Below are 6,000 nucleotides of genomic sequence, written 5' to 3'. Positions count from 1 at the left end.
ATTGGCAAGGTCGTCTGTTTCGAGCAGGCCCTTCCTTTTAATTACCCCTCTCCCCCCCCTTCCCGCCATCCCCCCCCCCCCCCCCCCCCCCCCCCCCCCCCCCCCCCCCCCCCCCGGGGCGCGGTTCGGGGGTCAGCGGGCGACCAGCTGGAGCTCCGCGGACGCCTCCTCGACCATCGCCACGCCGATCCGGCTCACCCGCACCGAGAACGGCTCGCCCGCCACCCGCAGCCCGGTCAGCTGCAACTCGCCCAGCGGAGCGGTGCTGGCCGGCCGGACCAGCACCCGCCCGCCCGGTACGTCGGGGCGCACCCCGGCGAGGGCGAACACCGCGTGCACGGCCCCGGCCGCCGAGACCGCCGCCGGGTGGCACGCGGCCGGGTGCGGCACCGGCGGGCAACCGGGGACGCGCTGCTCCCCCGCGTACATCTCGGGCAGCCGGCCCTCGAAGTGGGCGGCCGCGCCGAGCAGGCCCTCCAGCAGCGCGCCGGCCTCGTTCTCGTGGCCGGCCTCGGCCAGCCCGGCGATCGCGAGGGCGGTCTCATGGACCCGCACCGCCCCGCTGCGGTGGCCGAGCGGATTGAACCGGGGCGACTTGGAGCTGAGCGTGCGCAGGCCCCAGCCGCTGTCCAGCTCGGGCGCGGCCAGCCGTTGGGCCAGCACCCTGGTCTGCTCGCGGTCGAGCAGGCTCTCGTGCCGGCCGCCGTCGGCGCAGAGCCCCGGGTCGAGGAGGTGGACGAAGGAGGAGGCGACGGCGGGGAGCTGCTGCCCGCCCGGGACGAGGCCCGCCGCCGGACGGCCGCCGGAGAGGTCGTCGATCCAGAACCGCTCACGGAAGCGCCCCCGCAGACCGGCCGCCCAGGAGCGCCACTCCTCGGCGCCGGGGCGGCCGAAGGCGTCCAGCAGCTCGGCCCCGTGCAGCGCGGCCCGGTGCGCCTGGGCCTGGACCTCGGCGCGGGCCGCCACCGGATGGGCGGCGCGCTCCTCCACCGGACGGCTCAGGTCGGTGACGAAGCCGTCGACCAGGCCGTCGCGGAGCGCCCCGAGCGCCCGCTCGGCGGCCGGCAGCAGCTCGGCCACCTCGTGCCGGGGCAGGCCCCAGCGCCAGGCCTCGGCGAGCACCGTGACGAACAGCAGGGTCGCCTCGGTGGCCGTGCAGGTGGGCGGCAGCTCCGGACCGCCGTGCCGCAGCGCCCCGGGCAGCAGCCCCTCGGGGCGTTGGCCGGGGCCGCCCTGGCCGGCCGGGGGCGCGAGCTGCTGACGGCGGGCGAGTGCCCGCAGGGTGCCGGCCGCCAGCCGGGTGCCCAGCGGGAGCATCAGCCGGGCCGCCCAGAGCGCGTCGGCCGGGGCGAGTCCGAAGCGCCAGGGCGCGCCGGAGGCCGGGTAGAGGTCGGTCGGGCGGTCCGGGTCGGCGAACAGCAGGCCGCCGAGGGCGTCCAGTGCCCGCGGCACCAGCGACTGGACCCGGGGGTCGTCACTGCGGACCTCCGGCTCCGCCCACGGCAGCGGGACCCCGGTGCCGCGGCCGCCCGGCGGCCGGGGACCGGGGGTGGTGCTCTCCAGCTCGGTGCGCAGCTCGACCGACCACCGGGCGCCGGGCTGCACCTCCAGATCCCAGCGCAGTACTCCGGCGCCGGCCAGCACGGCGTGCGGCGAGGGCTTGGCGCTGACGACGGCGCTGTGGGTCGGCCCGGCCCAGCGCAGCCCGGCGGACTGCACCTGTCCGGGCAGGTCCGGCGGCCGGTGCCCGGCGGCGATCTCGCCGACCGGGCCGAGGTCCGTGCCGAGCGCGATCTCCAGCGGCAGCCGGGCCGGCCTGCTGCCGGTGTTCCGGACGGTGACGGTCTCGATCCCGTCGGCATGGCGCAGCCGTTCGACGGTGAGCGCCGGATCGGGGTCGAGGTCGCCGGGGATCCGGACGGCGCCGAGGAAGCGGGCCTGCGCCGCCGAGGTCAGGGTGCCCTGGAGCGGCAGCGGCTCCATACCGCCGATCCGCAGCTCCATCCGGGCCAGGACCCGGACTCCGGAGCGGTAGAAGCCGTGGAGGCCGTGACCGCGCAGCTGTCCGTCCGGACCGGAGGCGGCCATCGAGGGGGCGTTGACGCAGAGCACCGCGTGGTGGACGGCGGCGGGCTGCGGACGCGGCGGCGCCGCTGACCGGGCCGGGCCGGCGGGTGCGCCGCCGGGCATGCCCGGCGGTACCTGGTCGGGGCGCCCGACCGGTCTCGGCGCACCGACCACGCTCTCGGCCGGCATGGCCTGTGGTGGCCTCATGGCGGTCACCGGACTCTCCTCCCCTCGGCGGTCCGGTGGCCGGTGGGGCCGGTGGGCCGCGAGCACGCTCGATCGCGTGCTGATGATGCCTGGCCGGCGGGGGTTCCCGCCGGCGTGTCTGCCGTGTCTGGCCGTACCCGTCGCCGGGCCGTGCCATGCGGTGCCCGGTGCCGCCGGGGTACCGGGTTCGCCTTTCCCGGGCACCCGCTGGTGCCCGGCACTTCGTCACGGCCTTTGCCCGGTCGCACCGGTGACGCCGTGTCCCGATCGGCGCCCCGGTCCCGCCGTGGACGGGCGCGGGGCGGCCACCTTCTGCCGGCCGCCCGTCGGCCGGGCGGTGCGCCGGGCACCGTCGGCGGGCCGCACCCCGGTACTCGGCGCGGCGCGGCGTCGTCCGGCTACGGGAGCCCGGTGTCCGTCCGGGCACAGTGCCCCCGGGGTGAACGCCGCGGACCGGCCGCAGGTAACGCCCGAACCGTCACTTCGGCCTGCCGCACCGGGGTACCGGGCAGTCGTGCCGCCGCCGGGCCGCCGGCGCTCCGGGCCGGTGCCGTGACGGGCCCGCACCCACGGGTGCCGCGGCTGTCGTACAGCCTCGCGCGGCTCCTCGGGCGGACGGTCGTGAACGGCAACCGTCGAACCCGTGTCCGACCGCCGTCAGGATACGGTGCGGGGGTTGCGGCGCCCGCACCGGCAACACCGTGAGCGGCGGCGTGACGGCTGTGAACCAGACACATACCGAGGAGTTGTATGTCCACCGCCAGCCGGCTGCCCGGGATTGTCACGACCGACCACGTCTTCCGCGTGCCCCTCGACCACTCCGCCCCCCAGGGCGAGCAGATCGAGGTGTACGCCCGCGAGGTGGTGGCCGCGCGCCGTGAGAAGGACGACCTGCCCTGGCTGCTCTTCCTCCAGGGCGGACCGGGCGGCAAGGCGGGGCGCCCGCTCGGCCGCGACGGCTGGCTGGAGCGCGCCCTGGACGACTACCGGGTGCTCCTGCTCGACCAGCGCGGCACCGGGCGGTCCACGCCCGCGAACCGGCAGACCCTCGCCCGGCGCGGCGGCGCCCAGGAGCAGGCCGACTACCTGGCGTGCTTCCGCGCGGACTCGATCGTGCGGGACGCCGAGCTGATCCGGCGCCGACTGCTCGGCGACGACCGGCGCTGGAGCGTGCTCGGCCAGAGCTTCGGCGGCTTCTGCCTCCTCACCTACCTGTCGATCGCGCCCGAGGGGCTGCACGAGGCCTTCGTCACGGGCGGCCTCGCGGGCCTGCGCAGCTCGGCCGACGACGTGTACCGGGCGGCCTACCCCCGGGTGGTCCGCAAGAACGAGGAGCACTACGCCCGCTTCCCGCAGGACGTCGAAGCGGTCCGGCGGATCGCCGCCCACCTCGCCGACTCCCCCGCCACGCTGCCCGACGGCGGGCTGCTCACCGTCCAGGCGTTCCAGGGCCTCGGCATGATGCTCGGCGGCGGCAGCGGCTCCGGGAGCCTGCACTACCTGCTGGAGGAGGCTTGGGTGGAAGGCGTCGCCGGGCCCGAGCTGTCCGACACCTTCCTGGCCGGCGTCCAGGCGAAGGTCTCCTTCGCCGAGGGGCCGCTGTACGCCGTGCTGCACGAATCGATCTACGGTCAGCGGTCGGTGGACGGGGCGGGCACCGGCTGGGCGGCCGAGCGCGTCCGCAAGGAGTTCCCCGAGTTCGACGCCGGGGCTGCGCTGGAATCGGGGGCCCCGGTGCTGTTCACCGGGGAGATGATCTACCCCTGGCTGTTCGACACCGACCCGGCGCTCCGCCCGCTGAAGGAGACGGCGGAGCTGCTCGCCGCCCGCACCGACTGGGCCGACCTGTACGACCCGGCCCGACTGGCCGTCAACGAGGTGCCCGTCGTGGCGGCGGTCTACCACGACGACATGTACGTCGACACCGCGGACTCGCTGGAGACCGCCCGGGCCGTACGCGGCCTGCGGACGTGGGTCACCAACGAGTGGGAGCACGACGGGCTCCGGGTCAGCGGCGGCAAGGTGCTGGACCGTCTGATCGCGATGGCCCGCGGCGAGGTGTAGCCGCCTAGGGCCGCCGGCTCGGGTCGGCGGCCCGAGCCGGCCGACGGAGGAACCGGGGCCCCCGACCGCCGGGGTGTCACGGCGCATGCCGGGACCTGCCCGTCGCACCGCGGGCGCCGCGACTCCGGCCGCGCCCACCCGCCGTCGCCCCCGCCTCCACCGACGCCCAGGGCGAGGCGCGGCCTGACCCCACCCTCCGGGCGGAGCGCACCCGGGAGGACGGCCGTCGCGCCTCGCGGTCAGACGCCCGAACCGGCGGCCCTGCCCTCGGGCCCTCGTCGGGCCGACCGCCCTCGCGGGCCTTCGCCGTGCCCCTGGCCGGACGGTCGGGGCGCCGCCCCGGCGTACCGGCGACACCTGGCACACCTGCCTCGCCGGGCACCGCCCCCGGGCTCGCGGCACCCGACTCACCCGACGGCTCCGCCTCGGCCTCCCCCTTGCGGGCGCGCCGACGGCGAGGCTTCGCCGGGACCGGGGGCGACGGCTCCTCCGGCGACCGCTCGGGGTCCGGACCCCGCTCAGGAGCAGGGCGGCCCGGGCCGCCCGCCGGCGCTCCCCGCTCTCCGGCGGAGCGGCGGCTGCGCTCGGCCGCCACGCTCGCCAACAGCTCCTCGGGCGAGAGCCCGCCGTTCAACGACTCGTAGAGCAGCTGGGCCAGCAGGTAGGTGGGGGCGAGCCGGAGCGTGTGGGCGAGCACCACGCGGGCCGTCGCGGTGTCACCCGCGACCCAGGAGGCCCAGGCCAGCAGAGTGAGCGGCGGCGGGGCGTAGCCGGTGTAGGGCGGCACGCACCGCCTGGCGAGGAAGCGCCAGAGCCGCTGGGTGGGCGCGAGCTCCTCGGGCCGGATGTACTCGGCAGCCCGGTCCCGGGTGCGCCGGTCCTGGAGGGCGACGAGCAGCCGGGCCGTCCGGTGGTCGTCGAGTACGCGCGCGCCGGCCATGAACTCGGCCACCGCCTGGTCGAGCAGCGCGCCGCCCTGCTCCCGGGAGGGCGACGGCGCCCGGCTGTCCAGTACCCGGGCCAGTGCCAGGCGCTGGGCGTCCGCCTCGGGCGGACCGATCGGGCCCACCGCCGCCACGATCGCCTTGCGACTGCCCCGCGGCGCGAGTCCCGCGAACGTGGCCGCCGCGGCCACCGGCCCGGGGGCGGGGCTGTGCCGGACCGGGTGGCCGGCCGGATCGCAGCACCCCTCCCGACGGCAGAGGAAGGACCACCAGCGGCCGGCGGACACGCAGAGTGACTCCTTCACCCGCACTCCCCTGGCCTCGAAGGCCGCCCGCAGCTCCTCCGCGAGCGGTTCGAGCCGGTCGAGCACCGGCGGACCGTGCTCCCGGTCGGGGTCCTGACAGAGGTAGAGGAGGACCTGGACCGGTCGGCGGTCCCGGCGCTCGGAGAGGCCGACGAGCAGCGAGGCCGTCTCGTCGGCGGCCGCCGACCACTGCTGCGGCGCCTCGGGGATGTCCAGCCGGATCACCCCGCCCTGGTGGAGGTCCGGCCCCTGGAGGCCGACGGCGACGATGCTGTCGTCGGGGAAGAAGCCCAGCAGGTAGGGCAGCAGCTCGGCCATGTCGGCCGGGCCGCGCATGGTGACCGGACGCCCGCCGGAGGCCGGGTGGAAGGGGAGTGCGACGCGTTCGTTGTTCATGACCGGAAGACTGCCGC

At 77.3% G+C, this 6,000-nt stretch carries 3 protein-coding genes; 1 reads left to right on the top strand and 2 read right to left on the bottom strand.

Going from position 1 to position 6,000, the window contains the following annotated elements:
* Positions 1-132: 132 nt before the first annotated feature.
* Positions 133-2,274 carry an amylo-alpha-1,6-glucosidase gene (locus ACZ4UX_RS24980; RefSeq protein ID WP_465708314.1) on the bottom strand — a complete coding sequence of 714 codons (2,142 nt, stop codon included), beginning with the start codon at positions 2,272-2,274 and terminating at the stop codon, positions 133-135.
* Between the two features lie 750 nt (positions 2,275-3,024).
* On the opposite strand from ACZ4UX_RS24980, the gene ACZ4UX_RS24975 reads away from it, so the two are divergent.
* Positions 3,025-4,338, top strand: coding sequence for an alpha/beta fold hydrolase (locus ACZ4UX_RS24975; protein WP_329489859.1), 1,314 nt, complete (start codon positions 3,025-3,027; stop codon positions 4,336-4,338).
* Between the two features lie 76 nt (positions 4,339-4,414).
* Here ACZ4UX_RS24975 and ACZ4UX_RS24970 read toward each other — a convergent pair whose 3' ends face one another.
* The gene (locus ACZ4UX_RS24970; RefSeq protein ID WP_465708292.1) at positions 4,415-5,983 is read right to left on the bottom strand and encodes a DUF4192 domain-containing protein; all 1,569 of its coding nucleotides are present in this window, start codon (positions 5,981-5,983) and stop codon (positions 4,415-4,417) included.
* Positions 5,984-6,000: the final 17 nt, after the last annotated feature.

The organism is Kitasatospora sp. NPDC028961 (assembly GCF_055564815.1).
This window is presented reverse-complemented; position numbering and strand designations above follow the sequence as displayed.

Bases quoted from the DNA above. Each gene is read 5' to 3' on its own strand.
- ACZ4UX_RS24980 (WP_465708314.1), bottom strand. From the start codon at position 2,274: ATGAGGCCACCACAGGCCATGCCGGCCGAGAGCGTGGTCGGTGCGCCG.
- ACZ4UX_RS24975 (WP_329489859.1), top strand. From the start codon at position 3,025: ATGTCCACCGCCAGCCGGCTGCCCGGGATTGTCACGACCGACCACGTC.
- ACZ4UX_RS24970 (WP_465708292.1), bottom strand. From the start codon at position 5,983: ATGAACAACGAACGCGTCGCACTCCCCTTCCACCCGGCCTCCGGCGGG.